Genomic DNA, 24,197 nt, shown 5'->3' with positions numbered 1-24,197 from the left:
CATTCCTGAGAGACCGGCCGTCGGTCCGATTCCTCAGGAATCGCTCAGACTCCGCAGCCGACACTGGTGACCCGCACACCTGAGGAGCCCCACCGATGAGCCACCCCGTCGCGCTGCCGACGTCCCCCGGACGAGGGCTGTCAGGCCGCCCCGATGCGGTCCTGGGCCGCGTCGTCGTCGCGTATGCCGTGGCCGCCGCCTCCGCGGGGCTCGGCACCGTCGCGCTGGCTGACGGAGCGGGGGAGCACGGCGACCTCGCCGCCCACGACCCGGCTGTCACCGATGCGGTGGTCAGCCACCGGACCGCAGTCCTCACGGCGCTGGCCCACGCAGTGACGGCGGTCGGCAGCGAGGTCTCGATCGGCCTGCTGACCCTGGCCCTGGTCACGTGGCTCGTGGTGCGACGCCGGGAGGTGACCACTGCAGCAGTGGTGGGCAGCGCCATGGTCGTCGCCGCGGGGCTGACCCTCGCGGTCAAGCACGTCGTCGGCCGGACCCGGCCGCCGGCCTCGGTGATGATGGGAGCCTTCGACTCCGGAGCCTCCTTCCCCTCGGGACACACGGTGTTCTCCACCGTCTTCTTCGGGCTGGTCGCGGGCCTGCTGCTGCGCGGGTCCTGGCAGGGGTCACGGCGCTGGCTCGTCGTGGCAGCCTGGGCCGTGCTCAGCGCGGCCATCGGTGCGAGCCGGCTTTATCTCGGCTACCACTGGCTGACCGACGTCCTGGCGGGGTGGTGCCTGGCGGTGGGCGTGCTCGCTGCCACCGCGGCGGTAGTGGGCGTGGTCGAGCGCCGTCGTCAGACTGCTCCCCGGGGCGGTTCGCAGCCCTACGCTGGAGGCTCGCAGTCAGCCAGCGAAGGGGAGTGGTCCGATGCGCGTCCTGCTCGTTGAGGACGAGGCGGCCCTCGCCGAGACGGTCCGCCGTGGCCTGACCAACGAGGGCTTCGTCGTGGACGTGGCGCACGACGGCATCACCGGCCAGTGGATGGCGACCGAGAACCCCTACGACGTCATCGTGCTCGACATCATGCTGCCCGGGCGCAACGGCTACGACGTGCTGCGCAACCTGCGGGCCCTCAAGATCTGGGCGCCGACACTGATGCTGACCGCCAAGGACGGCGAGTACGACCAGACCGACGCGTTCGAGCTCGGGGCGGACGACTACCTCACCAAGCCGTTCAGCTTCATGGTCCTCGTGGCCCGGCTGCGGGCGCTGGTCCGTCGCGGCGCACCGGCGCGACCGGTCACGCTGACGGTGGGCGACCTGGAGCTGGACCCCAACAAGCGGACGGTATGCCGGGCAGGTCACCAGATCTCGTTGACGGCACGGGAGTTCGCCGTGCTGCACTACCTGATGCGCCACCCTGAGATGGTGCTCTCGAAGGCCGAGATCCTCGAGAACGTCTGGGACCCCGCGTTCGACGGCAGCGAGAACATCGTCGAGGTCTACGTGGGCTACCTGCGCCGGAAGATCGACTCGGCCTTCGGGGTGGTCTCGGTCGAGACGGTGCGCGGCATGGGTTACCGGCTGATGCCGGTCACCACGACGCGCTGATCCAACCCTCGTCCGACGGACTCGCGCACTGGTCCCGCACGCGGGGGCTGATCCCGCTCAGGCCGACGAAGCGCCGTCGCCGGGCAGTCTGATCTCGAACCGGCACTGACCCGTGGGTGAGGCACCCGCGTGCACGGTTCCGCCGTGGGCCTCGACGACAGTGCGCACGATCGCCAGCCCCAGCCCGCTGCCACCGCGGTCCCGGCCGCGCGCCTCCTCGAGCCGGGCGAAGCGGTCGAACACCCGGCCCCGCTCGGACTCGGGGATCGGCGGGCCGTCGTTGTCCACCGTCACCACCACGTCGCCGCCGTCGACGCCCACCCCGAGGTCGACGCCGCCCGTCGTGTGTCGGGCCGCGTTGTCCACGAGGTTGCGGATGGCCTGGCTGAGCCGCACCGGGTCCCCGGTGACGCGGGCGGCCGAGATCGAGGCGGTGACCCGGAACTCCACGGTGGCACGAAGTCGCCGCACCTCGACGTCGACCAGGTCGTCGACATCGACGTCCTGCAACGCCAGGGGGAGCCCGTCGTCGGCTTTGGCCAGGGTCAGCAGGTCGTCGACGAGCCGCTGCATGCGCAGCGCCTCGGACGCGATGACCTCGTCGCGGCCCTGGTCAGTGGTCCGGTCGAGGGGCTTGCTGCGTGCGGCGACGTCGATGGCGGCGATGATCGTGGCCAGCGGGCTGCGCAGCTCGTGGGACGCGTCGCTGACGAACCGCCGGGTGGTGGCGTCCGCCTGCTCGAGCCGGTCGAGCATCAGGTTCATCGTCTCGGCCAGCCGGGCGATCTCGTCCCCCGAGGGCGGGACGGTGAGGTGGCCGCGGCCGCGCACCCTGGTGATGCGGGCGACCTCGCTGCGGATCCGCTCCACCGGCTGCAGGGCCTGCCGCAGGATCCGCCAGATCAGGACCAGCAGCAGCACCAGCAGAGTGGTCGCGCCGATCGCCAGCAGCCCGGTCGCGGTCTGGACCGTGTCGGTGGCAACGTCCAGCGGAGTGCCGACCACGACCACGAACTCGGCGCCGCGGGGGTCGCGGACCCCCTGCGCGACGATCGCGTGCGGCTCACCGGTCTCGCCCGGTATGCCGGTCACCTGGTCGAGGGCGACGCTGCCCGGAGCGGGCCGCAGCTTGGTGATCGGCGCGCGCCGAGCCACTTCGGAGCTGGCCACGACGCCACCGCGCCGCTCGATGATCTGCAGGATCGAGCCGTGCCCAGGGATCTCCTCCAGGGCGGCCTCGACCGGCGCCTCCCCCTTGCCCACGACGTCGGCGACCTGCGCCGCCTGGACGCGGGCAGAGTCCTGCGCCGAGCTGTAGAGGATGCGGTCCAGGGTCACCGCGAAGGCGGTCAGCCCCAGCACGAGCACGATGGTGGCGACGGCTGCGGCGCCCACGAGCACCCGTCGCTGCAGCGACCAGGACCGCCACCGCTTCACGTCGGTCCCCCTCGTGGACATCGGCCGGGCGGACGCCGCGGCGCTCGGGATCGCCCGAGCCGGACTCTACCTCCGCCGCCGGTCGTCCACCTGAGACGTTCCTGAGCACGCCGGGCGTCATGGTGCGAGCCGGTCGAGCACCCTTGCGGCACGCCGCGGCGGCAGAGGCGAGCGTCACCTGCTGTTCGACGACCGTCGGGCGACGCCTGCGGCAGGGCGGGTCAGAGGTGACGGTGGCCGGTGAGGAGACCGCCGTCGACCGGCAGGGTGTGGCCGGTGATCCAGCCGGCTTCGCGGGAGGCGAGGAAGGCGACCGCGGCCGCGATGTCGTCGGGCTCGCCCACCCTGCCCAGCGGGTACAGGGGCAGCATGCGCTCGGCACCGCCCTCCTGGCTGTCCCACACCCGGGTGCGCACCGTCCCGGGTGCGACAGCGTTGACCCGGATACCCGCGGGGCCGAGCTCCGCGCCGAGATTCCTTGTCAGTGCCACGATGCCCAGCTTGGCCGTCGAGTAGGGCTCACTGCCGAGGGCGGCCAGCGCGTTGACCGACGTCACCGACACGACGGCCGGGCTGAGGGTGCTGCGGCGGAGGTGGGGCATGGCGGCCCGGGTGCAACGCACGACGCTCATCAGGTTGAGCTCGAGGGTCCACGCCCACACGTCGTCACCGGTGTGCTCGAAGTCGGGATGCTCGACATCCCCGCCGGCGACGTTCACCAGCACGTCGAGGCCACCGAGATGATCGGCAGCCGCCGCGACGGCCGCCCGCACCGAGTCGTCGTCGGTGACATCCAGCTCGACCGCGAGGTGCTCGGCCGGCTGGTCGCCTCGATGCTCGCCGCCGGACTCGGTGCTGTCCAGTGCGGTGACGACCTCCGTCGCCGCCGCGAGGTCGAGGTCGGCCACCGCCACCCGAGCGCCCTCACCCGCCAGCCACCGTGCGCAGGCCCGCCCGATCCCGTGCGCACCGCCGGTCACCAAGACCCGCGAACCGGCAAAGCGAGCACCCTCACGTGGCATGTCCCCACCCTCTCAGCGAAGTACCCACCAAGAAAGACGATCGAACCGGGAACAGACTCGCCACGCACGAAGTTGAGTCGAGTGAACGCAAGTTTCGCGCACCGATTTGCCACGCGGCATACCGGCTCCTAACTTGAGTGCAGGCAACTCAACCCAGACTCAACCCCAACGCAACAGGAGATTCACCATGGCACGTGCGGTCGGCATCGACCTCGGTACCACCAACTCGGCTGTCGCCGTCCTCGAGGGCGGCGAGCCGACCATCATCGCGAACGCAGAGGGCGGTCGCACGACCCCGTCCGTCGTCGCGTTCTCCAAGGGAGGCGAGGTCCTGGTCGGCGAGATCGCCAAGCGCCAGGCCGTCACCAACGTCGACCGGACGATCCGTTCCGTCAAGCGCCACATCGGCACCGACTGGAAGTCGCCGGAGATCGATGGCAAGACCTACACCGCGCAGGAGATCAGCGCCCGCATCCTGCAGAAGCTCAAGCGCGACGCCGAGTCCTACCTCGGTGAGGACGTGACCGACGCCGTCATCACCGTCCCCGCGTACTTCGACGACCACGAGCGCCAGGCGACCAAGGAGGCCGGTGAGATCGCTGGCCTCAATGTGCTGCGCATCATCAACGAGCCCACCGCCGCGGCCCTCGCCTACGGACTCGACAAGGGCAAGGAGGACGAGCTCATCCTCGTCTTCGACCTCGGTGGCGGCACCTTCGACGTGTCCCTCCTCGAGGTCGGCAAGGACCCCGATGACGGGTTCTCCACCATCCAGGTCCGGTCCACCAGTGGCGACAACAAGCTCGGTGGCGACGACTGGGACGAGCGCATCGTCAACCACCTGCTGACCACCGTGAAGAACAACACGGGTGTCGACCTGTCCAAGGACAAGATCGCCATGCAGCGGCTGCGTGACGCAGCGGAGCAGGCCAAGAAGGAGCTCTCCTCCTCGACCAGCACCAACGTGTCGATGCAGTACCTCTCGATGTCCGAGAACGGCCCGATCCACCTCGAGGAGACGATCAGCCGCGCCCAGTTCGAGCAGCTGACCAAGGACCTGCTCGACCGGACCCGCCAGCCGTTCCAGAACGTCATCAAGGACGCCGGCATCTCCGTCTCCGACATCAACCACGTGGTCCTCGTCGGTGGTTCTACCCGGATGCCGGCCGTGAGCAACCTGGTCAAGGAGCTCGCCGGCAAGGAGCCCAACAAGGGCGTCAACCCCGATGAGGTCGTCGCCGTCGGCGCGGCACTGCAGGCCGGCGTCCTCAAGGGCGAGCGCAAGGACGTCCTGCTCATCGACGTCACACCGCTGTCCCTCGGCATCGAGACCAAGGGTGGGCTGTTCACCAAGCTGATCGAGCGCAACACGGCGATCCCGACCAAGCGCTCCGAGGTGTTCTCCACGGCGGAGGACAACCAGCCGAGCGTGCTCATCCAGGTCTTCCAGGGCGAGCGTGAGATTGCGCAGCACAACAAGCAGCTCGGCACCTTCGAGCTGACCGGCATCGCGCCGGCCCCCCGTGGCGTGCCGCAGGTCGAGGTCACCTTCGACATCGACGCCAACGGCATCGTCAACGTGTCCGCCAAGGACCGTGGCACCGGCGCCGAGCAGAAGATCACGATCTCCGGTGGCTCGGCCCTCGCCAAGGAGGACATCGAGCGGATGATCAAGGAAGCCGAGGCGCACGCCGACGAGGACAAGCAGCGTCGCGAGGAGACCGAGGCCCGCAACACGGCGGAGAACCTCGTCTACTCGACCGAGAAGTTCCTCGGTGACAACGCCGACAAGCTCCCGGCCGACGGCCGCGGCGACGTCGACACCGCGCTCGCGGACCTCAAGGAGGCCCTCAAGCCGGAGTCGGGCGCCACGCCCGAGGACATCTCGGCGAAGACGTCGAAGCTCTCCGAGGAGTCGCAGAAGCTGGGCACCGCGATGTATGCCGCGGCCGCCGAGTCCGAGCAGGCCGGCGCCTCCGAGGACGGTGCACCTTCGGGTGAAGCCGGCTCCGCCGACGAGGCCGGGTCTGACGACGACGTCGTGGACGCCGAGGTCGTCGAGGACGACGACACCGACGGGGAGAAGAAGTGACCGAGCAGCACCAGCCTGCTGACGGTGCCGAGGAGGTGGTGGGCGCCGACGAGACAGTCGAGCCCACCACCGCCGAGGCGGCCGCGCTCCAGGGCGACATCCTCGACGAGGGTGACGTCCCGGAGGGCGCGGTCGCTCAGGCCGGTGACGCGCCCGAGGACAGGTCCGACGAGGCGTCTGACGGCTCGGCCGATGACTTGCACCCGGACACGTTCCTCGCAGCCGAGCGGCTGAGCGACCTCCAGCGACTGCAGGCCGAGTACGTCAACTACAAGCGTCGCGTCGACCGCGACCGGGCCGTCGTGCAGGAGCGCGCAGCCCAGTCGGTGATCGAGGCACTGCTGCCGGTGCTCGACGACATCCACGCCGCACGTGAGCACGGCGACCTCGTCGACGGACCGTTCTCGGCCATCGCCGACAAGCTGGAGTCCACCCTCGTGAAGTTCGGGCTGGAGCGTTACGGCGCGATCGGCGAGCAGTTCGACCCGAGCCTGCACGAGGCTCTCATGCACACCGCCTGGCCGCAGGACGGCTCTGTCGAGCCGACCGACTCGACCACCGTCGTGCAAGTGCTGCAGCCCGGTTACCGCGCCGGCGAGCGAGTCCTGCGCGCCGCGCGGGTCGCTGTGGCCGATCCTGAGTAACACCACGACCGAGCTGAGAGGAGGGCGTCGACATGGCTAGCCAGGACTGGTTCGAGAAGGACTTCTACGCGATCCTCGGCGTCCCCAAGGATGCTGACGGCGCGGCGATCAAGAAGGCCTACCGCAAGCTCGCGCGCAAGCACCACCCCGACCAGAACGCAGGGGACGCAGCAGCCGAGCAGCGCTTCAAGGACATCGGTGAGGCCAACTCGGTCCTGTCCGATGCCGAGAAGCGTCGCGAGTACGACGCCGTCCGGCAGATGGCGCACGGCGGCGCCCGCTTCACGGCGGGCGGTCCCGGCGGCGGCAACGGCGGCTTCGACGACGTCTTCTCCTCGATGTTCGGCGGCGGCGGCGGCGGTGCCCGGGTGCGGTACTCGACCGGCGGCGGTGGGCAGCCCGACCTCGAGGACCTGCTCGGCGGAATGTTCGGCGGCGGGGGCGGCCCGGCATACGGGGGCGCTGGCTTCCGTGCGCCGCAGGGACCGCGCAAGGGCGCCGACCTGACCGCTCGCACGACCCTGTCGTTCCGCGACGCGGTCGAGGGTGCGACCGTCACGCTCAGCACCAACGGGGGTGACCAGATCACCACGCGGATCCCCGCCGGCGTCAAGGACGGCCAGAAGATCCGGCTCCGCGGCAAGGGCCAGCGCGGCGACGCCGGCGCCACGCCCGGTGACCTCATCCTCACCGTCACGGTGGAGAAGCACCCGGTGTTCGGTCGCGATGGGAACAACCTCACCATCGACCTGCCGGTGACCTTCGCCGAGGCCACCCTGGGGGCCACCGTCGCGGTGCCGACCCTCGACGGGTCCTCCGTCAAGGTGCGCGTGGCACCGGGAACCCCGAGCGGTCGCGTACTGCGCCTCAAGGGGCGCGGGGTGCCGGTCAAGGACAAGCCCGGTGACCTGATGGCCAGGGTCAGCGTCGTGGTGCCGCAACGACTCTCCGACGAGGCGAAGGCCGCTGTCGAGACCCTGCAGTCGCTGGACGAGGGCTTCGACCCCCGGGCGGAGCTGTTCGAGAACGCGACGAGGTGACGTGCGATGACTGAGGTGCGTGGGTTCTCGCCCGACGACGATGTGCCGATCTTCGTCATCTCGGTGGCGGCTACCCTGGCCGGCATGCACGCCCAGACGCTGCGTCAGTACGACCGGCTCGGGCTGGTCAGCCCGTCGCGGACGCGCGGGGGCGGGCGCCGCTACTCCGGCCGTGACGTCGCGATGCTGCGTGAGGTGCAGCGCCTCTCCCAGGAGGAGGGCGTCAGCCTCGCCGGCATCCAGCGCATCCTGGAGCTCGAGAACCAGGTGACTGCCCTGCGGGCGCGGGTGCTCGAGCTCTCGGACGAGGTGGAGCGCGCCCGGCTGGCGACCGGAACCCGTTCGTCCTCGAGGGTTTTCGCCGTCGGTCCGACCGGCGACGTCATTGCCGTCCGCGCGGGCCAGCGTCCGCGTCTCGGCGGGTCGCAGGCGCTGGTCGTCTGGCGCCCCTCGTCGCACTGACACCTGGACATGCCGCGTGGCCCGGCCACGCGGCATACTCCTGTCTGTGAGCGAACACCTGTTGGTCTTCCCCGACCGTGAGACCGCCGAGGACGTGGCTGCCGAGCTGGCCCATGAGGGCTTCTCCGAGGTGCGTGTCGTGCGCGAAGCCCTTGCGGGAGAAGATGACTCGGATGACCACGAGTGGGCCGTCCACATCGTCGAGGAAATGGTTGCCGACGAGTCGGGCCCCGTGGAGTCGGGGCTCCGAGACCGGTTCAGTGCGCTGGCCGAGGAGCATGGCGGATGGTACGACCCGGAGCCTGCTGCAGGCTCCTGAGTCGCGAGGTCAGGGGGCCAGCAGCCTGACGACAGCCTCACCGCTGGCCCGGGAGGCCCCGTGGGTGATGACGTGGACGGCCGGCTCGGGCGGTGACCACCCCGGCCAGCCGGTGTCGATCACGACGACGTCGGGTCGGCGTCGGACGATGGCCGCCACCAGCTCGGCCATCCACCGGTGACGGTGCGGGTCGCGGACGACGACCCACATAGGTCGGTCGACCGCCGCGGCGAGTGCGGCGTCCAGGTCGGCCCCTTCGGTGAGGTGACACAGTGGCGTGTCCGGCCAACGGCGACGGACCGCAGCGGCCAGCCCGGAGGCGGTTTCGTCCCCGACGGCGATGTTCCCCGCCGCCACGAGCTCAGCAACGACCGGGCGCTCTGGTCGGACGCCAGGAGTTCCACGCACGGCCAACCCGCGCGCGGCGGCAGCAAGCCCTGCGGGGGCGCCAGCGGATGCACGGGTTGCATTCTCCCGCAACGAGTTCCGCAGCACCGATGCCGTCGTGACCCGTGCCGCAGCCTCGGCCAGGCGTTCCTCCCCGAGCCGTCCGTCGTGGACCCCGTCGATGAGCGCGGCCACGACCAGGTCCAGCGTGTCCGCCCCTGCGAGTCCGCCGCCGATGCAGAGCGCGTCCACTCCCGCGGCAACGGCCTGGACGGCACCGCTGGCCAGCCCGGCAGTGTCTGCGACGGCACCCATCTCGAGGCCGTCCGACACGGCCAGCCCCGTGAAGCCCAAGTGGTCGCGCAGGAGGCCGGTCATCACGGCGGGCACCAGCGTCGCCGGGCGTGGGTCGAGACCGGTGACCCGCAGGTGACCACTCATCACCGCAGCCGTCCCGGCGGCGACGGCCGCGCGAAACGGGTCGAGCGCCGGGCTGGTGGTGGGGTCGTCGCCGAGGTCGACCTCGGGCAGTCCCAGGTGGCTGTCGACCCGTGTCCCGCCGTGCCCGGGGAAGTGCTTGGCGCACGCGAGCACCCCAGCGGACTGAAGTCCCTGCACCCAGGCGGCCGTGTGCCGCGCCACGAGCGCGGCATCGGACCCGAAGCTGCGAACGCCGATCACCGGGTTGCTCGCCTCGACGTTGACGTCCGCGTCCGGGGCGTAGTCGAGGTCGATCCCGACGTCCGCGAGCGCGGTCCCGATCTCGCCCGCCACCGACCGTGTCAGGTCCACGTCGTCGACCGTGCCGAGGGCGAGGTTGCCCGGCCACGAGGAACCGGTGCGGTACTCCAGCCGGGTGACGTCGCCACCCTCCTCGTCCACGGCCACGAGGGCGGCGGGGTTCGCCTCGTGGATCGCCGAGGTCAGCGCGGCCAGCTGGTCGGGCGAGGCGATGTTGCGGGCGAACAGCGCCACGCCGCCCAGCCCCTCGTCGAGCCGGCGCAGCAACCAGTCGGGAGCGGTCAGCCCGGTGAAGCCGGGCTGCACCACGGCCAGGGCGAGGCGACGCAGCCCGGCGACGTCCTGTCCCGGGGCAGACGGGGTCGGCCGGCTGCCGTTCACGTGGACACCCTTGCCTGGCCGCCGGCGGAGTCACCATCGGTCGCCCGGTCGAGCCCCAGGAACTCCTCCACGTCGAGCCAGCCGAGGACGGTGCTCTCGATCGGGCGGATGTGCTGTCGGCTCTGGTCGCGATAGAGCCTCGGCGCGGTGCACGGCACCGGCACCCCATGGGTCTCGACGGTGCACGACCCGGCGGCCAGGACGTTCTTGACCCAGTCGGTGTGCGGCCCGTAGGCCAGTGCGATGACGAACCCGCGGTCGGTCCGGAACAGCATCACCGGAGTCTGGAACTCCCGACCGGACGACCGACCGCGGTGGTGGACGACCGCGAAGCCGGGCAGGTGCCGCAGGATCGGCCGGGTCAGGTGGTTGAACCCGACCCGGTTGAGCGTGCCGACGGCGCGTGGGACGGGCATGCCCTGACGGTATGCCGCGTGGCCGGCTCGCGCACCCGGCATACCCAGGGTGCGGCGAAACAAAGTTGAGTGGAATAGGCTCAACTTTGGCAGGGTTGTCCCCAGTGGACCCAACACCGACAACAGGAGAACATCCACGCATGGAGCTGAAGCCGACAGCGAAGGTGGCCGAAGCGCTGGCCCTCGCACAACGCGAGGCGCAGGGCGCCGGCCACCCCGAGATCACCCCCGACCACCTCACGAGCGCCCTCGTCCGGCTCGACACCCCGCTGGCCGACACCCTCCTGCAGGCGGCCGGCACTGGCGCGTCGCAGGTGCTGGCCCAGGCCGACGCCCGCCTGCGTGCGCTGCCCACCGCCTCCGGCGCAGCCCAGGCGCCCGGCATCGGCCGACAGGCAGCGGCTGTGCTCCAGCAGGCCGACACCATGATGCGCGCCAAGGGCGACACCTTCCTCGCCCTCGACCTGCTCCTGCTCGCACTCGCCGAGACCGGTCACCTGGCTGCGGTCGAGAAGCGCGGTGCCAAGGACATGGAGGCGAAGATCGACGCGCTGCGCGGCGGCCGCAAGGTGACGAGCGAGACCCCCGCGGAGGCCGGTGAGGCGCTGGCGAAGTACGGCACCGACCTCACCCAGGAGGCCCGCGACGGCAAGCTCGACCCGGTGATCGGACGCGACTCGGAGATCCGTCGTGTGGTGCAGGTGCTGTCCCGCCGCACCAAGAACAACCCCGTCCTCATCGGCGAGCCCGGCGTCGGCAAGACCGCTGTCGTCGAGGGACTGGCTCAGCGCATCGTCGACGGTGACGTCCCGGAGTCGTTGCGGGACAAGCGGTTGATCAGCCTCGACCTGGGGGCGATGGTCGCCGGGGCGAAGTACCGCGGCGAGTTCGAGGAGCGGCTCAAGGCCGTGCTCGAGGAGATCAAGGAGAGCAACGGCCAGGTCGTCACGTTCATCGACGAGCTGCACACGGTCGTCGGAGCCGGTGCGTCCGGCGAGGGCGCGATGGACGCCGGCAACATGCTCAAGCCGCTGCTGGCGCGCGGCGAGCTGCGACTCGTGGGTGCCACGACGCTCGACGAGTACCGCCAGCACATCGAGAAGGACGCGGCGCTCGAGCGCCGCTTCCAGCAGGTCTTCGTCGGCGAGCCGTCGGTCGAGGACACCATTGCCATCCTGCGTGGGCTCAAGGAGCGCTACGAGGCGCACCACAAGGTGGAGATCGAGGACGCCGCGCTGGTTGCCGCCGCAAGCCTGTCGGACCGCTACATCAGCGGCCGCCAGCTGCCGGACAAGGCGATCGACCTCGTCGACGAGGCAGCGTCGCGACTGCGGATGGAGATCGACTCCAGCCCGGTCGAGATCGACGAGCTCCGGCGATCGGTGGACCGGCTCAAGATGGAGGAGCTGCATCTCGAGCGGGAGACCGACGACGCCTCGGTGGAGCGGCTCGCCAGGCTCCGCGAGGACCTGGCCAACAAGTCCGAGGAGCTGGCCGGGCTCAACGCCCGCTGGGAGTCGGAGAAGTCCGGCCTCAACCGGGTGGGCGACCTCAAGACCCAGATCGACGAGGCTCGCACCCGGCTCGAGAAGGCCCGGCGTGACTACGACTTCGAGACCGCCAGCCGGATCGAGTTCGGCGAGATCCCCGAGCTCGAGAAGGCGCTGGCCGTCGCCAACGAGGACGAGGTCGCATCCGGCCGGGCCAGCGCCGACCTCATGGTCAAGGAGCGGGTGGGTGCCGACGACATCGCCGAGGTGATCTCGGCCTGGACCGGCATCCCCGCGGGCCGGCTGCTGCAGGGTGAGACCGAGAAGCTGCTGTCGATGGAGTCGATCATCGGGTCCCGGCTGATCGGGCAGTCCGCCGCCGTCGAGGCCGTGTCCGACGCGGTCCGTCGTTCGCGCGCGGGTCTCGCCGACCCGAACCGGCCGACCGGGTCGTTCCTGTTCCTGGGACCGACGGGTGTCGGCAAGACCGAGCTCGCCAAGTCGCTGGCGGACTTCCTCTTCGACGACGAGCGGGCGATGGTCCGCATCGACATGAGCGAGTACTCCGAGCGGCACGCGGTCGCCCGTCTCATCGGTGCGCCACCCGGGTACGTCGGCTACGAGGAGGGCGGCCAGCTCACCGAAGCGGTCCGGCGTCGCCCCTACTCGGTCGTCCTGCTCGACGAGGTGGAGAAGGCGCACCCCGAGACGTTCGACATCCTGCTGCAGGTGCTCGACGACGGTCGGCTCACCGACGGCCAGGGGCGGACCGTCGACTTCCGCAACGTCATCCTGGTGATGACCAGCAACCTCGGCAGCCAGTTCCTGGTCGACCCCAGCCTGCCCGAAGCGGACAAGCGCGAGGCGGTGATGGGGGTGGTGCGGGCCAGCTTCAAGCCCGAGTTCCTGAACCGGCTGGACGAGGTCGTCATCTTCGACGCCCTCACCTCGGCTGAGCTGAGCCACATCGTCGAGCTGCAGGTCCGCGAGCTGGCCACCCGCCTGGTCGACCGGCGGATCACCCTCGAGGTGACCGAGGCCGCCCGCGAGTGGCTGGCGATCACCGGCTACGACCCGGCCTACGGCGCCCGGCCGTTGCGCCGGCTGGTGCAGAAGGAGATCGGCGACCGCCTCGCCAAGGCCGTGCTCGGTGGCCGGGTTCGCGACGGCGACACCGTCACCGTCGACCTCGACGGGGCAGCGGACACCCTCACCCTGACCTGAGCGCCGTGCGCATCGCCCAGGGGTCGTCGGTGAACACCGAGACCGCACCTGAGCGGACCAGACCGGCGGCTGCGCCGGCGTCGTTGACGACCCACACGGCGAAGCCGAGGCCTGCCTCGCGGGTCTGGTCGGCATATCGGGTGAGGTCCGGGGTCGCTGCGCTGGCGCCGATGTAGTCGACCCCCGCGTCACGCAGCGACGCCAGGTCGCGGGCTGGTGCGGCAGCGGACGTCAGCAGCATCGCGGGGATGCCGCTGGCTGCCAGTGCTCTCGCGTCCTCGGGAAGGAAGGACTGCGCCACGAGGCGGTCCTCCAGGCGGTGCGACTGCACAGAGGCGATGAGCGGCCGCAGCGCGTCCGGTGACTTGACCTCGGGCACGAGCAGGTTGTCCCCGAACTCCTCGACGACCTGGTCCCAGGTGGGCGGGGTGCTGCCGTCGGCGAGCCGCAGCCGCTGCCACTGAGCCAGCGTGAGGTCCCGGACCGCCCCGGTGCCGTCGGTCGTGCGATCGACCGTGTCGTCGTGCATGACCACCAGGGTGCCGTCGGCCAACGGCTGCACGTCCAGCTCGAGCGCGAAGCCCTGGGCAGCGACGGCGCGGTAGGCGGCCACCGACTCCTCCGCGTGACGCGCCGGGCCCCCGCGGTGGGCGATGACGGGATACCCCGAGAGCGGTCCAGCGCCGGGCCCCGACGCCGAGGAGGATGGCGTGGACGACGGCGTGGACGACGGCGAGGACGACGGCGAGGACGACGGCGAGGACGACACTGCGGACGACGTCGCGGACGGCGACGACTGGCTCGTCGCGGCGTCCGGTGAGCCGGCCCCGCAGGCCGTGAGCAGCGCCAGCGCGGCAGCCGCACACAGGCGGGTCCGGGCGCGGCGCATGGGGGCGAGGCTAGCTGCCGGCCCGCTCAGCGCGAGGTATGCCAGGTGGTGACCACCCGGCATACCTCGGTGTGCGCTGCGTGCGGGACGGTCAGCGGTTCGGCCGGACCGCGAAGGGCATGACGCCGGACTCGCCGGTGGAGAACGAGCGGACGCGGACGTCCGGGCCGCTCACCCGGTCGGCCTCGACGATCTGCCCGTCGCCGATGTAGAGCGCGACGTGGTGGATGCCGGACTCGGTCTTGCTGGCGCTGGACCAGAACACCATGTCGCCGGCCTTGAGCTGGCCGATCGGGACGCGCGGTCCGTCGGCGTACTGGCTGCGTGAGGTGCTGGAGACCTTGAGGCCGGCGCCCTTGAAGAAGGCGTACTCCATCAGGCCCGAGCAGTCGAAGCCGACGGTGTTGCGGTCGTCGATCCCGCTGGGACTGCAGCAGATTCCCTTGGTGGGACCGGTGTAGTTGCCGCCACCCCACGAGTAGGGGTACTTGCCGGTCATGGCCCTGGCCGCTGCGATGGTCGCCTTGACCTTGGCGCTCTGGCTGGGTTCGGTCGGCGGCGTGCTGCCCGCACACAGCGGCGCGACCAGGCCGTCGGAGCCGGTCCTGATGAAGGCGTCGCTGACATAGCCGCCGCTCTTGACCTTGTCCCAGATCTTCGTCGTTCCGTAGGTGCCCGTCACCTGCTGTCCGTAGGTCTGGCAGACGATGGTGATCGTGGCGCCGTCGGCGCGCTTGCCGACCGCGTCGGACTGCGACGTGGGGTGGGCGCGCACAGTGAGGGCCGGGCCGGGGTTGCCGGTCGTGTTGACGGCGCCGGTCGCGGTGGCGGCGTTCGCCGCCAGCCCCGTGACGAGTGGCACGGCGATGAACGCGGCGGTGGCGGCGGCGGTCACCAGCCTGCGCCTGCGGGTGCTGAGCAGTTCCATGAGAAGTCCCCCTCGGTATGCCGGCCGGTGCCGGTTCGCTCGAACGCTAGGGCGGGATGCCGCGTTGCGACCATGGGGAGCAGTCCCCTCCGACTACCGTGGGTGCCATGCGCCTCAAGGGATTCGCCATCGCCGGGATCGCGGCACTGACCCTCGTGGCCTGCTCGTCGGGCGGGGAGGCGCCGGTCAAGGAAGGCAGTCCCGCCGAGCAGCTCGCAGCGGCGCGCACCAACCTCGAGAAGAGTCCCGCGGTGACCTTCACCCTCGACGCGACCGGGCTGCCCAGCAAGGCGATCGGCGTGTCCGCCGCCAAGGGCACCGGACTGTTCACGCCGCCGTCCTTCAAGGGCACGCTCAACGCGACCATCGCGGGTGTGACGGGCACCGTCGACGTGGTCGCGGTCGAGCAGGACACCTACATGAAGTTCTTCACGCCCGGCTACAACAAGATCGACCCAGCCACCTACGGCGCGCCCAATCCCGCGCAGCTGTTCAACAAGGAGACCGGCATCACCAGCCTGATCGGCAAGACCCAGTCCCTCGCCAAGGGTGACCAGGTCCGCGACGGGTCGGACGTGCTGACCTCGTTCACGGGCAAGGTCCCCGGCGCCGCCGTGGCAGACCTGTTCGTCATCGGGGACCGCACCGGCACGTTCGACGTGACCTACGGGGTGACCCAGGCCGGTCAGGAGCTGCGCACGGTGCTCCTCAAGGGTCCGTTCTACGCCGGCTCCACCTCGACCTACTCGCTGCGACTCAAGAGCCTGGCTGCACCCGTTGCGATCACCCGCCCCTAGGCGGCTGCTCGCCACGGCCTCGGTGGCGGTGGCGCTGGCTGCCGCGGACACCTATGTCGTCGTGCTGGCCCTGACCGACATGATGACCGGTGTCGGTCTCGGGATCGATGCCCTGCAGAAGGCGACGCCGATCATCTCGGGCTTCCTGCTTGGCTACATCGCCGTCCTGCCGCTGATCGGCCGTCTCGCGGATCTCGTTTCCAGACAACGGATCCTGGTCGCCTGTCTGATGATCTTCGTCCTCGGTTCGGCGATCACGGCGTTGGCTGTCGAGCTGCCGGTCCTGGTGACCGGACGCGTCCTGCAGGGCATCGGCGGCGGCGGCCTCGTGCCCGCCACCCTCGCGATCGTGGCCGACCTCTGGCCGGCCGACCGGCGGGGCACGCCCCTCGGTGTGGTCGGCGCGGTGCAGGAGGTGGGCAGCGTCCTCGGACCGGTGTTCGGTGCCGTGGTGCTGGCCATCTCGGGCTGGCGGATGATCTTCTGGGTCAACGTGGTTACCGGTCTCGTCCTGGCCGGTGCGGTGCTGCTCATCGGAGGCGAGCGGCTGCGACGACCACGCGGCCTACCCCTCGTGCTGGGCGTCCTGGCGCTGCTCGTGGGTGGGCTGGCTCTCGCCGCCCCGGAGCGGCTGGTGACCGACGTGTCGCTGGGGGTGCCGTTCGTGCCGTTCGGCGGCTCGACGTCGCGGGTGCTCACGCCGATCGGCGTCGTCGCACTCGCGCTCGTGCTGGCCCTCGTCGTGGTGACGGCCCCTCGCTGGTGGGCGCTGCTGCGGCGCGCCGACCTGCCGGGTGCGCTGCTCCTCGGCCTGGCGCTCGGCAGCGTGGTCCTCACCTTTGCCGCCAGTGACCCCGAGCGCGAGGTGGTCGGCCCACTCGGCTTCGCCCTGCTGCCGGTCGGGGCCATCGCGCTGGGCCTCTACCTCTGGCGGCACGGCACCGCCGCCGAGCCGCTGGTGGCGCGTGGCGTCGTCCGCGGTCGAGCGCGGACCTCCCTGGTCGTGAGCCTGATGGTGGGCGCCGCGCTGGTGGCCGTCATCGTCGACGTGCCGGTCCTGGCGCGGCTGACCCTCACCGACTCGCAGACCGTCGCCGCGTTCGTGCTCGTGCGGTTCCTGCTGGCGGTGCCGGTCGGCGCGCTGCTGGGCGGCTGGAGCCTGCGGCGGTTCGGCGACGGGCTGGTCAGCGGAGTGGGTCTGCTGGTGGCGACGATCGGGCTGTTCGTCATGAGCGGCTGGAGCGACGGGTCCCTCGACGGGCCGATGGCGACGGTGGTCCTGGTGATGGTGGGCCTGGGGATCGGGTTGGCGCTCGCGCCCGTCAACAACGCGGCCCTCGCCGATGCCCCGGCCGACGCACACGGCGTGGCCTCAGCCCTGGTGGTCGTGGCGCGCATGGTCGGGATGGTCGTGGGTCTGGCGCTGCTCACCGCGATCGGGCTGCACCGCTACTACGAGACAGTGGCTGCGTTGCCGGACCAGACGGACACGAAGGCACTGCTCGCAGCCGGCATCGTGCAGGTCCAGACGGTCTTCCTCGGCGCTGCTTTGGCAGCCCTCCTGGGGGCCCTGGCGTCGGCCGGACTCGGCCTGCGCCGGAACCGCGAACCGGTCGGCCCCATCCGACCCCTGTGAACCCACGTCACGCAGTCCTGTGCGTCGCTCTCGTCGGTCTCGCGTTGACGTCTGCCTGCGAACAGCCGAGAGCCTGCACGGAGATCGGTGCCGCCAACGGTGTCAACGTCAGCGTCGATGGAGCGGACCGGTCCCAGGATCTCGTCGTCGAGACCTGTGTCGAGACTGCCTGCAGCAGCGGGACGCTCTTCGCGGACGACACGGGCGGCGCATTCGTCGGCCTCGCCGGCATCGACTCCACCGACCCCGTCGAGGTCACCGTCACCGTGCGCACGCAGACCGGTCAGGTGCTCGTGCCCGCCACGAAGGTCAGGAGCACGCCGCGCTCCGTGCAGCCGAACGGTCCCGGCTGCGACCCGACCGCCTACCAAGCAGCCGTGGCCGTAGCCGTCTCGTAGCCCTGGCCCTGTCGGCTGACGGTCAGTGGGCCCCGGGCTGGATCGCGGCGTCGAGCACCGAGTGGAACGCGTCGACGACCTCGTCGGTGGCTTCGTACATCAGCATGTGACCGCGGCCGGGCAGGATGCGCAGCTCGGCGTGCGGGACCAGCTCGGCGAGCCGTTGGCTGTGGCCCGGCGGCGTGAGCCTGTCACGGTCCCCGACCAGCACGACCGTGGGTATGCCGTCCAGCTGGGTCAGTGCCTCGCTCTCGTCGTGCTCGCCGAGGGCTCCGAAGAAGCGCCCCATGGTCGGCAGGGGCGTGCTCGCCACCATGTCGCGGGTCAGCTCCACCTGGGCAGGGTCGGCGTCGGCGCCGAAGAGCAGTCGGCGCTGACCCCGGGTGGTCACGAACCGGCCCGCCGGGATCCGCGGCATCCGCGCCGCCAAGGACATTGCGCGGGCCTCGAGCGCCCGGAGGCGGTTCTGCAGCTCGCCCGCGCTGGTCGCGACCAGCACCGTGCCGGCCACCCGGGAGCGGAAGTCATCCGGGTGCAGCCCGGCATACGCCATCACCGTCATCCCGCCCATCGAGTGCCCGCCGAGCACGACCGGCCCACTGGGCGCGACCACGTCGAGCACTGCGCCGAGGTCGTCACCGAGCACCCGCACCGTCGGGTGGTCGCGCAGCGGGCTCGACTCGCCGTGCCCGCGCTGGTCGTAAGTCACGACCCGCACCCCAGCCGCACCAAGGTGCTCGACGACGGGGAGCCACGAGGCGCGGGTGAGCGTCCAGCCGTGGGCCAGCACCACAGTCGGGACCCCACCGGGGTGGTCGGCGCCGATGCCCTCGGGAGTGGGCCCCGCAGCATGCTCCTCAACCCGGAGCAGCACTCCGTCGGTGGTGACGACGGTGAAGGTGCGGGAGGTCATGACTCGGATCTTACCGACGGTAACTTCCGCTGCGGGACAGTGGACCCGCAGACCAGACCAGAGCCTCGCGGACCACCAGGCGCCGACGGAGTCAGTCCTCCAGCTGGACCACGACGGGCGCGTGGTCGGACGCGCCCTTGCCCTTGCGCTCCTCGCGGTCGATCGCCGCGCCGGCCACCCGCGCAGCAAAGGCCGGCGTCCCGAGGATGAAGTCGATCCGCATCCCGCGACGCTTCTGGAAGGCCAGCCGGGTGTAGTCCCAGTAGGTGAAGGTCCCGGGCTCGGAGGTGTGTGGCCGCACGACGTCGACGAAACCGGCGTCGAGAATCCCCTGGAAGGCCGCTCGCTCGCCGGGGGAGACGTGGCTCTTGTCGAGGTAGTACTCCATCGACCAGACGTCCTCGTCCTGCGGCGCGATGTTCCAGTCGCCCATGATCGCTGCGGTCTCGCCGGCGTCGACCGAGAGCTGCGCCTGCCGTCGCAGCTGGGCCAGCCACTCGAGCTTGTAGACCATGTGCGGGTCCTTGATCTGGCGCCCGTTGGGGACGTAGACCGAGGTCACCTTGACGCCACCGCAGGTGGCGGTGAGCGCGCGGGCCTCGACAACCGGCGGATCGCCCCAGGCGGGCGCGTCAGGGAAGGACGGCGTCACGTCCGAGATCCCCACGCGCGACACGATGGCGACACCGTTCCAGTGGTTGAGCCCGTGGTGGGCGACCTCGTAGCCGAGGGCCTGCAGCCGGTCGAACGGGAACTGCGCGTCGGTGGCCTTGGTCTCCTGGATGGCGAGCACGTCGACGTCGCTGCGCTCCAGCCAGGCCTCGACACGGTCGATGCGGGAGCGGATCGAGTTGACGTTCCAGGTGGCAATACGCACGCAGGCAACCCTATGTGGAGCCGCCTACAGTGGCTCCATGAGCACCGCCCTCGTCACCGGCGCGACCGCCGGCATCGGACTGTCCTTCGCCCACCTCCTCGCCGAGCGCGGGCACGACGTCGTGCTCGTGGCCCGCGACCGCGCGCGGCTGGAGAACGTGTCCGACGAGCTGCAGGCCAAGTACTCCGTCGCCACCGAGATCCTCGTGGCTGACCTGTCCGACCACGCCGACACCGGCAAGGTCGCTGAACGGCTCGCTGACCAGGCTCGCCCCGTCGACCTGCTCGTCAACAACGCCGGCTACTCGCTCAAGGGCTCGTTCCTCAAGCACGACGTGAGCCAAGAGGTGGCCAACTTCGACGTGCTCTGTCGCGCGGTGCTCGTCCTGTCCCACGCCGCCGGGCGGGCGATGCGCGAGCGGGGCCACGGCGCCATCGTCAACGTCTCGTCGGTCGCCTCGTTCATCACGTCGGGCACCTACTCGGCCAACAAGTCCTACGTCACGGTGTTCACCGAAGGCCTGGCAGCCGAGCTCAAGGGCAGCGGCGTGACCGCAACGGCCCTCTGCCCCGGCTTCACCCACACCGAGTTCCACCAGCGGGCCAACGTCGACATGTCGAGCATCCCCGACTTCATGTGGCTGAACGCCGACCGCCTGGTGCGCGACTGCCTCGACGACGTCGCCAAGGGCCGCGTGGTCTCTGTCCCGTCGCCGCAGTACAAGGCCATCGTCGCGGCCCTGCGCGTGGTGCCGCGCTCGCTGGTCCGTCGTCGGGGCGCTGGCGTGCACCGCCCCCGCACCTGACCTCTGGCTCTTGGTCGCTCGGGCCCTACCCGGCGCCGAGCGTCACTCTGGCTGCCACAGCTCGATCCGGTTGCCCTCGGGATCGGTGACCCAGCCGAACCGACCGACGCCGTCCATGTCCTGCGTCTCCCCGGCCACATCGGCTCCCTTGGCGCGCAGCTGCGCGAGCATCGCCTCGAGGTCGCGGACCCGGAAGTTGAGCATGGTCTGCTGCGTGCGCGACCCGAAGTAGTCGGTGTCGGACTCGAACGTCGCGAACACCGTCGGCCCGTCGGCCTGGTGCCACTCGCCGAACTCGTCGGCGTCCAGCCCCAAGCACTCGCGGTACCACGTGTTCAGCGCCGCCGGGTCGGTTGCCCGCAGGAAGTGGCCACCGATTCCGAGCACGCGTTCCATCCGGCCAGTGTGCACCTGCGCCGCCTTGGGCGCCGGCGTGAGGTATGCCGCGTGGGCCGCAGTACGCGCCGGTGAGTCCTCGGTAGGGTGACGAACCGTGACTGACACCGCCGCCGCCCGTGCCCGCCTGCTCGAGATCATCAAGGACAAAGCCATCGTGCACGGCCGCGTCACCCTCTCCTCCGGCAAGGAAGCCGACTACTACGTCGACCTGCGACGCATCACCCTCGACGGTGAGGCCGCCCCTCTGGTCGGGATCGTCATGCGCGACCTCGTCCAGGACCTCGACTACGACGCCGTCGGCGGGCTCACCCTGGGCGCCGACCCGGTGGCGACGTCGATCCTGCACGCCAGTGCCGCGGCCGGGGACCGCAAGGACGCCTTCGTGGTCCGCAAGGCGGGCAAGGCGCACGGTCTGCAGCAGCGGATCGAGGGGCCGTCGATCGAGGGTCGGCGCGTGGTCGTGGTGGAGGACACGACGACCACGGGCAACTCGCCGTTGGACGCCGTGGGCGCCGCCCGCGAGGCCGGCGCCGAGGTCGTCGCCATCGCCACGATCGCCGACCGCGCGACGGGCGCCGGACAGCGGTTCGAGGACGCCGGACTCGAGTACCGCTTCGTCTACGGTCTCGAGGAGCTCGGGCTGGCCTAGCTGCACCCGGGTGCCAGATCCGGCTGACCCGGGCCGCGCTGGCCTAGGCTGCACGTGGTCAACCAGCGCTGCCTCAACGCGAGCCGCACTGCACAAGACAAGGGGAATGCTCATGTGGGTCTGGATCATCATCGCGGTCGTGCTCGTGCTGCTCGTCCTGTGGGCGGTCGGCGTCTACAACGGGCTGATCAAGCTGCGCAACCTGGTGCAGGAGGCCTGGCGCCAGATCGACGTCGAGCTCAAGCGCCGGCACGACCTCATCGGCAACCTCGTCGAGACGGTCAAGGGCTACGCCGCCCACGAGCGCGGCACCCTCGAGGACGTCATGAAGGCCCGGTCCGCCGCGATGGCGGGCGGCCAGAGCCCGGTGCAGCAGGCCCAGAGCGAGGGCATGCTGAGCCAGGCGCTCGGTCGCCTCATCGCCGTCGCCGAGGCCTACCCCGACCTCAAGGCCAACCAGAACTTCATGGCGCTCCAGCAGGAGCTCACCTCGACCGAGGACCGCATCGCCGCCGCCCGGCGCTACTACAACGCCAACGTGCGCGAGCTCAACACCAAGGTCGAGACCGTCCCCTCCAACATCGTCGCCGGCCTGTTCAACATCGACCGCGCCGAGTACTTCGAGGTCGAGGGCGAGGAGCGCGACCCGGTGAAGGTCGACTTCGGCCAGCGCGACGCCACGATCCCGCCGCCGAGCGGGTATGCCGGGGGCACGCCCGCCGGCGCCCCGTCCTCAGCGCCGCCCGCAGAACCTGCCGCACCCTCGCCTGCTGAGGCCACCGCGGCCGGCCCCGCGCCGACGGGAGCGGCGCCGGCACCCGAGGCAGCGCCCTCGGTGGAGCCCCCGCCCACCGCCCCGTCGCCGCAGGACACGCCGCCCAGCCAGCAGTAGGGGCGCGTCCACCGGTCGGTGGACGGGGAGTCAACCGGGTGGGGCTGACGCCGGCCCCGACGAGCACGGCAGTCTGGAGCCATGTCAGCACCAGAGGCACCCATCCGCGTGACCGGCCTACGCAAGACCTACGGCAACCGCGAGGCCGTCGACGGCATCGACCTGCAGATCGAGCACGGGGAGGTTTTCGCCCTGCTCGGTCCGAACGGCGCCGGCAAGACGACGGCCGTCGAGATCCTCGAGGGCTTCCGCAAGCGGGACGGGGGCACCGTCAGCGTCCTCGGCGAGGACCCCGAGTCGGCCGGGCTGGGCTGGCGCAACCGGCTCGGCATCGTGCTGCAGTCCTCGACCGGGCTGGACCTGATCACGCCTCGTGAGGCGCTGGCCAGCACCGCCAAGGTCTACCGCACGCCACGAGATGTCGACGAGGTCCTGGCCGCTGTCGGGCTGGTCGACAAGGCCGACGACCGGATCGGCAAGCTCAGCGGGGGACAGCGCCGCCGGCTCGACGTCGGCCTGGGCATCCTCGGCACCCCCGAGCTGCTCTTCCTCGACGAACCGACCACCGGCTTCGACCCACAGGCGCGCCGCGACTTCTGGGAGCTGATCGGCTCGCTCGCCGACGGCGGCACCACGATCCTGCTCACGACGCACTACCTCGACGAGGCCGAGCAGCTGGCCGACCGGGTCGGCGTCATCGCGGCGGGCAAGATGCTGGCACTGGACACCCCTGCCAACCTCGGAGGCCGCGCCTCGTCGGAGGCCACGGTGACGTGGGAGGACGCGCAAGGCAGGCGGCATACCGAAAAGACAAGCACGCCAACGCAGTTCGTCTCTTCGCTCAGTGCCCGCGTGGGCGGTGAGGTCCCCAAGCTGACGGTGACCAGGCCCTCCCTCGAGGACACCTACCTGTCGCTGATCGCGCCGCACCTCGACGCCGACGCCACCACTAGTGCCACAGCCAACGTCGTACCCGACCTGGAGGTCGTCCCGTGAACGCCGTCGCCATCGGCTGGGACCGCACGGTCCTGGAGCTGAAGATGTACTTCCGCGAGAAGGAGGCGGTGTTCTTCTCCTTCATCTTCCCGATCCTGATGCTGAGCATGTTCTCGGTGATCTTCAGCGAGGGGTTCGGCGAGGGGGACACCGAGGGCGTCAACGCGGCGCGGTTCTTCCTGCCCGGGATGGTCGCGGCCGGCGTGATGCTGACCAGCTTCCAGTCGATGGCGCTCAGCGTCGCGGTCGAGCGGGACGACGGCACGCTCAAGCGGCTGCGCTCCACGCCGATGCCACCGGTGGCCTACTTCCTCGGCAAGGTCGGGCTCGTGGCGAGCACCAGCCTGGCGCAGTTCGCGCTCCTCATCGCGGTCGCCAAGCTCGGGTTCGGCGTGCAGCTGCCGTCCGACGCCGGCCACTGGGTGACCTTCATCTGGGTGTTCCTGCTCGGTGTCGCCTCGGGCACGGTGCTCGGAATCGCCTACTCCTCCATGGCATCCTCCTCGCGGTCCGTCGGTGCCATCGTCATCGCGCCGACCCTGATCCTGCAGTTCATCTCAGGTGTCTACTTCGCCTTCACCGACCTGCCGGTGTGGCTCAAGCAGGTGGCCTCGGTGTTCCCGCTGAAGTGGATCGCGCAGGGGATGCGGTCGGTGTTCTTCCCCGGCGACTGGCAGACCCAGGAGATGGCGGGCACCTGGGAGCACGGCCGCACCGCCCTGGTCCTCGCCGCGTGGCTCGTGGCCGGACTCGTGGTCTGCGCCCGCACCTTCCGCTGGACCAAGCGCGGCACGACATGATGGTCGCGT

At 70.7% G+C, this 24,197-nt stretch carries 26 protein-coding genes; 17 read left to right on the top strand and 9 right to left on the bottom strand.

What is annotated here, in order from left to right; translation table 11 throughout:
- The first annotated feature begins 95 nt into the window (after nucleotides 1-95).
- Both EAH86_RS09055 and EAH86_RS09050 read left to right on the top strand, forming a co-directional pair.
- Nucleotides 96-890, top strand: coding sequence for a phosphatase PAP2 family protein (locus EAH86_RS09055; protein WP_140739428.1), 795 nt, complete (start codon nucleotides 96-98; stop codon nucleotides 888-890).
- Nucleotides 871-1,554: a response regulator transcription factor gene (locus tag EAH86_RS09050; RefSeq protein ID WP_140739425.1), complete on the top strand. Its 684-nt coding sequence runs from the start codon at nucleotides 871-873 to the stop codon at nucleotides 1,552-1,554. The genes EAH86_RS09055 and EAH86_RS09050 overlap by 20 nt, the downstream gene beginning before the upstream one ends.
- Before the next feature lie 57 nt (nucleotides 1,555-1,611).
- Here the strand turns inward: EAH86_RS09050 and EAH86_RS09045 are convergent, their stop codons facing one another.
- Both EAH86_RS09045 and EAH86_RS09040 read right to left on the bottom strand, forming a co-directional pair.
- On the bottom strand, nucleotides 1,612-2,991 hold the full coding sequence (locus tag EAH86_RS09045; RefSeq protein ID WP_161988611.1) for a sensor histidine kinase: 1,380 nt from the start codon (nucleotides 2,989-2,991) through the stop codon (nucleotides 1,612-1,614).
- Between the two features lie 221 nt (nucleotides 2,992-3,212).
- On the bottom strand, nucleotides 3,213-4,013 hold the full coding sequence (locus EAH86_RS09040; RefSeq protein WP_140739419.1) for an SDR family NAD(P)-dependent oxidoreductase: 801 nt from the start codon (nucleotides 4,011-4,013) through the stop codon (nucleotides 3,213-3,215).
- A 187-nt stretch (nucleotides 4,014-4,200) separates the two neighbouring features.
- Here EAH86_RS09040 and dnaK point away from each other — a divergent pair, with 187 nt between their 5' ends.
- From dnaK to EAH86_RS09015, 5 genes are read left to right on the top strand one after another with little or no spacing between them, the layout of a single operon-like run.
- A complete protein-coding gene (gene dnaK / locus EAH86_RS09035) occupies nucleotides 4,201-6,105 on the top strand; it encodes a molecular chaperone DnaK (protein ID WP_140739416.1) in 1,905 nt (634 codons plus the stop codon).
- Nucleotides 6,102-6,749 carry a nucleotide exchange factor GrpE gene (gene grpE, locus EAH86_RS09030; RefSeq protein ID WP_241668296.1) on the top strand — a complete coding sequence of 216 codons (648 nt, stop codon included), beginning with the start codon at nucleotides 6,102-6,104 and terminating at the stop codon, nucleotides 6,747-6,749. The genes dnaK and grpE overlap by 4 nt, the downstream gene beginning before the upstream one ends.
- A 32-nt stretch (nucleotides 6,750-6,781) precedes the next feature.
- Nucleotides 6,782-7,789: a DnaJ C-terminal domain-containing protein gene (locus EAH86_RS09025; RefSeq protein WP_140739413.1), complete on the top strand. Its 1,008-nt coding sequence runs from the start codon at nucleotides 6,782-6,784 to the stop codon at nucleotides 7,787-7,789.
- Between the two features lie 6 nt (nucleotides 7,790-7,795).
- Nucleotides 7,796-8,251, top strand: a complete 456-nt coding sequence (locus EAH86_RS09020) for a heat shock protein transcriptional repressor HspR (RefSeq protein WP_140739410.1) — start codon at nucleotides 7,796-7,798, stop codon at nucleotides 8,249-8,251.
- Between the two features lie 46 nt (nucleotides 8,252-8,297).
- Nucleotides 8,298-8,570, top strand: coding sequence for a ribonuclease E inhibitor RraB (locus EAH86_RS09015; protein ID WP_140739407.1), 273 nt, complete (start codon nucleotides 8,298-8,300; stop codon nucleotides 8,568-8,570).
- A gap of 9 nt (nucleotides 8,571-8,579) precedes the next feature.
- On the opposite strand, the gene EAH86_RS09010 is transcribed toward EAH86_RS09015, so the two are convergent.
- Together EAH86_RS09010 and EAH86_RS09005 are read right to left on the bottom strand one after the other, a co-directional pair.
- On the bottom strand, nucleotides 8,580-10,079 hold the full coding sequence (locus tag EAH86_RS09010; protein WP_241668295.1) for a glycoside hydrolase family 3 protein: 1,500 nt from the start codon (nucleotides 10,077-10,079) through the stop codon (nucleotides 8,580-8,582).
- A complete protein-coding gene (locus EAH86_RS09005; protein WP_161988610.1) occupies nucleotides 10,076-10,495 on the bottom strand; it encodes a nitroreductase family deazaflavin-dependent oxidoreductase in 420 nt (139 codons plus the stop codon). Before EAH86_RS09005 ends, EAH86_RS09010 begins: the two co-directional genes overlap by 4 nt.
- Nucleotides 10,496-10,635: 140 nt before the next feature.
- On the opposite strand from EAH86_RS09005, the gene clpB reads away from it, so the two are divergent.
- Nucleotides 10,636-13,209: an ATP-dependent chaperone ClpB gene (gene clpB, locus EAH86_RS09000; protein WP_140739401.1), complete on the top strand. Its 2,574-nt coding sequence runs from the start codon at nucleotides 10,636-10,638 to the stop codon at nucleotides 13,207-13,209.
- On the opposite strand, the gene EAH86_RS08995 is transcribed toward clpB, so the two are convergent.
- Nucleotides 13,196-13,978 carry a glycerophosphodiester phosphodiesterase gene (locus tag EAH86_RS08995; RefSeq protein WP_170212793.1) on the bottom strand — a complete coding sequence of 261 codons (783 nt, stop codon included), beginning with the start codon at nucleotides 13,976-13,978 and terminating at the stop codon, nucleotides 13,196-13,198. The genes clpB and EAH86_RS08995 overlap by 14 nt on opposite strands.
- Here EAH86_RS08995 and EAH86_RS20795 point away from each other — a divergent pair.
- Nucleotides 13,920-14,150 (top strand): hypothetical protein, encoded by a 231-nt coding sequence (locus tag EAH86_RS20795; protein WP_161988608.1) that lies wholly within the window; start codon nucleotides 13,920-13,922, stop codon nucleotides 14,148-14,150. The genes EAH86_RS08995 and EAH86_RS20795 overlap by 59 nt on opposite strands.
- A gap of 39 nt (nucleotides 14,151-14,189) precedes the next feature.
- On the opposite strand, the gene EAH86_RS08990 is transcribed toward EAH86_RS20795, so the two are convergent.
- Nucleotides 14,190-15,026: an NlpC/P60 family protein gene (locus tag EAH86_RS08990; protein ID WP_140739395.1), complete on the bottom strand. Its 837-nt coding sequence runs from the start codon at nucleotides 15,024-15,026 to the stop codon at nucleotides 14,190-14,192.
- A 107-nt stretch (nucleotides 15,027-15,133) separates the two neighbouring features.
- On the opposite strand from EAH86_RS08990, the gene EAH86_RS08985 reads away from it, so the two are divergent.
- The 3 genes from EAH86_RS08985 to EAH86_RS08975 are packed head-to-tail and all read left to right on the top strand — an operon-like array spanning nucleotide 15,134 to nucleotide 17,857.
- Complete coding sequence (locus EAH86_RS08985) at nucleotides 15,134-15,823, top strand: LppX_LprAFG lipoprotein (protein ID WP_161988607.1); 690 nt, start codon at nucleotides 15,134-15,136, stop codon at nucleotides 15,821-15,823.
- The gene (locus EAH86_RS08980; RefSeq protein WP_194150768.1) at nucleotides 15,804-17,459 is read left to right on the top strand and encodes an MFS transporter; all 1,656 of its coding nucleotides are present in this window, start codon (nucleotides 15,804-15,806) and stop codon (nucleotides 17,457-17,459) included. The genes EAH86_RS08985 and EAH86_RS08980 overlap by 20 nt, the downstream gene beginning before the upstream one ends.
- A complete protein-coding gene (locus EAH86_RS08975) occupies nucleotides 17,456-17,857 on the top strand; it encodes a hypothetical protein (protein WP_140739389.1) in 402 nt (133 codons plus the stop codon). The genes EAH86_RS08980 and EAH86_RS08975 overlap by 4 nt, the downstream gene beginning before the upstream one ends.
- Nucleotides 17,858-17,879: 22 nt before the next feature.
- Here EAH86_RS08975 and EAH86_RS08970 read toward each other — a convergent pair whose 3' ends face one another.
- Both EAH86_RS08970 and EAH86_RS08965 read right to left on the bottom strand, forming a co-directional pair.
- Nucleotides 17,880-18,770, bottom strand: a complete 891-nt coding sequence (locus EAH86_RS08970) for an alpha/beta fold hydrolase (protein ID WP_140739386.1) — start codon at nucleotides 18,768-18,770, stop codon at nucleotides 17,880-17,882.
- Between the two features lie 91 nt (nucleotides 18,771-18,861).
- Nucleotides 18,862-19,647 carry an exodeoxyribonuclease III gene (locus tag EAH86_RS08965; RefSeq protein ID WP_140739383.1) on the bottom strand — a complete coding sequence of 262 codons (786 nt, stop codon included), beginning with the start codon at nucleotides 19,645-19,647 and terminating at the stop codon, nucleotides 18,862-18,864.
- 37 nt (nucleotides 19,648-19,684) lie between these two features.
- Between EAH86_RS08965 and EAH86_RS08960 the strand changes: the two genes are divergently transcribed.
- Nucleotides 19,685-20,452: an SDR family NAD(P)-dependent oxidoreductase gene (locus tag EAH86_RS08960; protein ID WP_140739381.1), complete on the top strand. Its 768-nt coding sequence runs from the start codon at nucleotides 19,685-19,687 to the stop codon at nucleotides 20,450-20,452.
- Nucleotides 20,453-20,494: 42 nt separating this feature from the next.
- On the opposite strand, the gene EAH86_RS08955 is transcribed toward EAH86_RS08960, so the two are convergent.
- The gene (locus EAH86_RS08955; RefSeq protein ID WP_140739378.1) at nucleotides 20,495-20,848 is read right to left on the bottom strand and encodes a VOC family protein; all 354 of its coding nucleotides are present in this window, start codon (nucleotides 20,846-20,848) and stop codon (nucleotides 20,495-20,497) included.
- Between the two features lie 97 nt (nucleotides 20,849-20,945).
- Here EAH86_RS08955 and pyrE point away from each other — a divergent pair, with 97 nt between their 5' ends.
- The 4 genes from pyrE (at nucleotide 20,946) to EAH86_RS08935 (ending at nucleotide 24,188) form a co-directional block, all read left to right on the top strand.
- Entirely contained in the window at nucleotides 20,946-21,500 is a 555-nt protein-coding gene (gene pyrE, locus EAH86_RS08950) for an orotate phosphoribosyltransferase (protein ID WP_140739375.1), read from the top strand.
- 112 nt (nucleotides 21,501-21,612) lie between these two features.
- Entirely contained in the window at nucleotides 21,613-22,392 is a 780-nt protein-coding gene (locus tag EAH86_RS08945) for a LemA family protein (RefSeq protein ID WP_140739372.1), read from the top strand.
- An 81-nt stretch (nucleotides 22,393-22,473) separates the two neighbouring features.
- A complete protein-coding gene (locus tag EAH86_RS08940) occupies nucleotides 22,474-23,388 on the top strand; it encodes an ABC transporter ATP-binding protein (protein WP_140739370.1) in 915 nt (304 codons plus the stop codon).
- Entirely contained in the window at nucleotides 23,385-24,188 is an 804-nt protein-coding gene (locus EAH86_RS08935) for an ABC transporter permease (protein ID WP_140739367.1), read from the top strand. Before EAH86_RS08940 ends, EAH86_RS08935 begins: the two co-directional genes overlap by 4 nt.
- Nucleotides 24,189-24,197 lie beyond the last annotated feature (9 nt).

Source organism: Pedococcus bigeumensis, assembly GCF_006438965.1.
In the GTDB taxonomy this organism is placed as follows: Bacteria; Actinomycetota; Actinomycetes; order Actinomycetales; family Dermatophilaceae; genus Pedococcus; species Pedococcus bigeumensis_A.
The sequence above is the reverse complement of the archived record's forward strand: the minus strand, read 5'-3'. Positions and strand labels throughout refer to the sequence as shown.

What these genes read in the sequence shown, in the direction of transcription:
- EAH86_RS09055 (WP_140739428.1), top strand. Translation starts at nt 96, where the DNA reads ATGAGCCACCCCGTCGCGCTGCCGACGTCCCCCGGACGAGGGCTGTCA.
- EAH86_RS09050 (WP_140739425.1), top strand. Translation starts at nt 871, where the DNA reads ATGCGCGTCCTGCTCGTTGAGGACGAGGCGGCCCTCGCCGAGACGGTC.
- EAH86_RS09040 (WP_140739419.1), bottom strand. Translation starts at nt 4,013, where the DNA reads ATGCCACGTGAGGGTGCTCGCTTTGCCGGTTCGCGGGTCTTGGTGACC.
- dnaK (WP_140739416.1), top strand. Translation starts at nt 4,201, where the DNA reads ATGGCACGTGCGGTCGGCATCGACCTCGGTACCACCAACTCGGCTGTC.
- EAH86_RS09025 (WP_140739413.1), top strand. Translation starts at nt 6,782, where the DNA reads ATGGCTAGCCAGGACTGGTTCGAGAAGGACTTCTACGCGATCCTCGGC.
- EAH86_RS09020 (WP_140739410.1), top strand. Translation starts at nt 7,796, where the DNA reads ATGACTGAGGTGCGTGGGTTCTCGCCCGACGACGATGTGCCGATCTTC.
- EAH86_RS09005 (WP_161988610.1), bottom strand. Translation starts at nt 10,495, where the DNA reads ATGCCCGTCCCACGCGCCGTCGGCACGCTCAACCGGGTCGGGTTCAAC.
- clpB (WP_140739401.1), top strand. Translation starts at nt 10,636, where the DNA reads ATGGAGCTGAAGCCGACAGCGAAGGTGGCCGAAGCGCTGGCCCTCGCA.
- EAH86_RS08990 (WP_140739395.1), bottom strand. Translation starts at nt 15,026, where the DNA reads ATGGAACTGCTCAGCACCCGCAGGCGCAGGCTGGTGACCGCCGCCGCC.
- EAH86_RS08985 (WP_161988607.1), top strand. Translation starts at nt 15,134, where the DNA reads ATGCGCCTCAAGGGATTCGCCATCGCCGGGATCGCGGCACTGACCCTC.
- EAH86_RS08970 (WP_140739386.1), bottom strand. Translation starts at nt 18,770, where the DNA reads ATGACCTCCCGCACCTTCACCGTCGTCACCACCGACGGAGTGCTGCTC.
- EAH86_RS08960 (WP_140739381.1), top strand. Translation starts at nt 19,685, where the DNA reads ATGAGCACCGCCCTCGTCACCGGCGCGACCGCCGGCATCGGACTGTCC.
- EAH86_RS08955 (WP_140739378.1), bottom strand. Translation starts at nt 20,848, where the DNA reads ATGGAACGCGTGCTCGGAATCGGTGGCCACTTCCTGCGGGCAACCGAC.
- EAH86_RS08945 (WP_140739372.1), top strand. Translation starts at nt 21,613, where the DNA reads ATGTGGGTCTGGATCATCATCGCGGTCGTGCTCGTGCTGCTCGTCCTG.
- EAH86_RS08940 (WP_140739370.1), top strand. Translation starts at nt 22,474, where the DNA reads ATGTCAGCACCAGAGGCACCCATCCGCGTGACCGGCCTACGCAAGACC.